General features: G+C 65.6%; 4 protein-coding genes and 1 pseudogene. 3 read left to right on the top strand and 2 right to left on the bottom strand.

Annotated features, from left to right (window positions below):
- Positions 1-185, bottom strand: a pseudogene (locus VDP82_RS16540) (hypothetical protein); the annotation flags it as partial.
- A gap of 52 nt (positions 186-237) precedes the next feature.
- Positions 238-504, bottom strand: coding sequence for a DUF2249 domain-containing protein (locus VDP82_RS16535; RefSeq protein WP_416347135.1), 267 nt, complete (start codon positions 502-504; stop codon positions 238-240).
- A 155-nt stretch (positions 505-659) separates the two neighbouring features.
- On the opposite strand from VDP82_RS16535, the gene VDP82_RS16530 reads away from it, so the two are divergent.
- The 3 genes from VDP82_RS16530 to ilvD form a co-directional block, all read left to right on the top strand.
- The gene (locus VDP82_RS16530; RefSeq protein WP_323015926.1) at positions 660-887 is read left to right on the top strand and encodes a hypothetical protein; all 228 of its coding nucleotides are present in this window, start codon (positions 660-662) and stop codon (positions 885-887) included.
- Positions 887-1,357, top strand: coding sequence for an Rrf2 family transcriptional regulator (locus tag VDP82_RS16525; protein WP_323015925.1), 471 nt, complete (start codon positions 887-889; stop codon positions 1,355-1,357). The genes VDP82_RS16530 and VDP82_RS16525 overlap by 1 nt, the downstream gene beginning before the upstream one ends.
- 9 nt (positions 1,358-1,366) lie before the next feature.
- Positions 1,367-2,913, top strand: a 1,547-nt coding sequence (gene ilvD / locus VDP82_RS16520) for a dihydroxy-acid dehydratase (RefSeq protein WP_323015924.1), incomplete at its 3' end; no start/stop codon positions are given.

Raw genomic sequence — 2,913 nt, 5'->3', positions numbered from 1 at the left:
CCGCAGAGCAGCAGGCTCAGCCAGCCGATGGTGAACAGATGCACCAGCGCCAGCGTTTCGGGCGCTTCCACCGGCATGGCGGGATAGCCGAAGCCGGCGGCGAGAAGCCCCTCCCCGGCCAGCAGCGCCAGCAGCGCCGCGCCGAAATAGGCCATGGTCCAGCGCGAAAGAGAAACGCCTGTCATTGCATGGGCTCCCCAAAGGGTGGCGCCGGCGGGGGCGGCGCCACGAACGCCCTCAGGCGGCCTTGGCTTTCTTGCCGATCTCGACGCGCCACACCTGCGGGCCCGCTTCCAGATAGGTCCAGGAGAACTGTCCGGGATATTCGGCCTCGAGCTGGTAATAGAGCGGCTTGGGATCGTGGTCGTTGACCAGAACGAAGGCGCCGCCGGGGGTCAGGGCCGCCACCAGCTCGAAGATTTTGGCGTGGCGCTGCGCCGGAACGAGCATGCGGACATCGATGGTTTCGGCATTTGCGGATGTGTCGGTCACAATGGTCTCCATGGGGTAATCACGAACTTTCCGGGGCATGTTCGTCGCCGCGCCGGACCCTGCCGGCGCAACTGCGGGCCAAACTTCACCCTAAAAGATGTATTGTCAATGTATCTTTTAGCGCCTATTCAATGGACATCAAACAGGCGTCGGAAAAGGGGACGAAAATGGATGCACCGCTGACCATCGCGCCCAATGGCCTGACTCAGCCCATCGGCCCGGCCGACCCGGAAACCTGGGCGCTCTACGAATCCCTGGTGGCGGAGGATTTCGCCCGCACCCATCCCGGCGACAACTTCGAAAACCTCAAGCACCGGGCGCGTTTCGCCAAGGAGGACAAGGGCCTGCTGCGCGACTGGCTGGCGGTTGCAGCCATGCGGGCCGGAGATTCCTGATGCAGCTGACCACCTTCTCCGACTACGCGCTGCGCGTGCTCATGTATGCCGGCGCCCGCGGCGAGCGCCTCATCACCATCGATGAGACCGCCCGGGCCTACGACATCTCCCGCGCCCATCTGATGAAGGTGGTCAATCTGCTCATCAAGGCCGGCTATCTGCGCGGGGTGCGCGGTCGTTCGGGCGGGTTCACCCTGGCCCGGCCGGCCGGGAGCATCAATCTGGGCGCCGTCATCCGCGCCACCGAGCCCGATTTCGCCCTGGTGGAATGCTTCAATCCCAGCAATTGCTGCGCGATTTCCCGCTTCTGCCGCCTGCCCAATATTCTCAACGAGGCGCTCAACGCCTTCGTCAACACGCTCGACCGTTATACTCTGGCCGATCTGCTGGGCGGGGCGTACGATTTCGCCTTGCCGCTGCCCGGCCCAGGCGTCAGGCGCGGGCCGCATTTCGATACGTCCCAGGCCTGAGGTTCCGCCATGCCCTACAATGCCCGCTCCCGCCACATCACCCAGGGCGTCGCCCGCTCGCCCAACCGCGCCATGTATTACGCCCTGGGCTATGAGAAGGCCGATTTCGACAAGCCGATGATCGGCATCGCCAACAGCCAGTCCACCATCACCCCCTGCAATGCCGGCATCCAGCCGCTGGCCGATGCTGCCACCGCGGCCATCAAGGCGGCCGGGGCCAATCCGCAGATGTTCGGCACGCCCACCATTTCCGATGGCATGTCCATGGGCACGGAGGGGATGAAATACTCCCTGGTCTCGCGCGAAGTGATCGCCGACTGCATCGAGACCTGCGTGCAGGGCCAGTGGATGGATGGCGTGCTGGCCATTGGCGGCTGCGACAAGAACATGCCCGGCGCCATGATCGGCATCTTGCGTGCCAATGCCCCGGCCATGTTCGTCTATGGCGGCACCATCAAGCCGGGTCACTGGAAGGGGCAGGACCTGTCCATCGTTTCCGCCTTCGAGGCCGTGGGCGCCTATATGGCCGGCACCATGAGCGAGGAGGATTTCGAGGGCATCGAGCAGAACGCCTGCCCTTGCAACGGTTCCTGCGGCGGCATGTATACCGCCAACACCATGAGCTCCTCCTTCGAGGCGCTGGGCATGTCGCTGCTCTATTCCTCCACCATGGCCAGCCCCGACGGCGAAAAATGCGACAGCGCCGCTCAATCGGGCCGCGCCCTGGTCGAGGCGGTGAAAATGGATCTCAAGCCGCGCGACATCGTCACCAAAAAATCCATCGAGAACGCGGTGGCGCTCATCATGGCCGTGGGCGGCTCCACCAATGCGGTGCTGCATTATCTGGCCATTGCCCGCGCCGCCGGGGTGGACTGGACGCTGGACGATTTCGAGCGCGTCCGCCGCAAGGTGCCCGTGCTGTGCGACCTCAAGCCCTCGGGCAAGTATATGGCGGTCGATCTGCATCAGGCCGGCGGGGTGCCGCAGGTGCTCAAGATGCTGCTCAAGGCCGGCCTGCTGCATGGCGACTGCCTCACCATCACCGGCCGCACCCTGGCCGAGGAGCTGGCGGACGTGCCCGACGCGCCGCGCCCCGATCAGGACGTCATCATGCCCATGGACAGGCCCCTTTATCGCGAGGGGCATCTGGCCATTCTCAAGGGCAATCTGGCCGAGCAGGGCGCCGTCGCCAAGATCACCGGCCTCAAGAGCCCGGTCATCACCGGCCCGGCTCGCGTCTTTGACGACGAGCCCTCGGCCATGGAGGCCATATTGGCCGACCGCATCCGGCCCGGCGACGTGGTGGTGCTGCGCTATCTCGGTCCCAAGGGCGGCCCCGGCATGCCCGAAATGCTGGCGCCCACCTCGGCGCTGGTCGGGCGGGGGCTGGGCGAAAGCGTCGGCCTCATCACCGATGGCCGCTTTTCCGGCGGCACCTGGGGCATGGTGGTCGGCCATGTCGCCCCGGAGGCCTTTGTCGGCGGCACCATCGCGCTCGTAGAGGAGGGCGATACCGTCACCATCGACGCGCAGCGTCTGCTCCTGCGGCTGGAGGT

Source organism: Devosia sp., assembly GCF_034675085.1.
GTDB lineage: Bacteria > Pseudomonadota > Alphaproteobacteria > Rhizobiales > Devosiaceae > Devosia.
The sequence above is the reverse complement of the archived record's forward strand: the minus strand, read 5'-3'. Positions and strand labels throughout refer to the sequence as shown.

Coding starts and splice junctions, on each gene's coding strand:
- VDP82_RS16535 (WP_416347135.1), bottom strand. CDS start 504: ATGGAGACCATTGTGACCGACACATCCGCAAATGCCGAAACCATCGAT.
- VDP82_RS16530 (WP_323015926.1), top strand. CDS start 660: ATGGATGCACCGCTGACCATCGCGCCCAATGGCCTGACTCAGCCCATC.
- VDP82_RS16525 (WP_323015925.1), top strand. CDS start 887: ATGCAGCTGACCACCTTCTCCGACTACGCGCTGCGCGTGCTCATGTAT.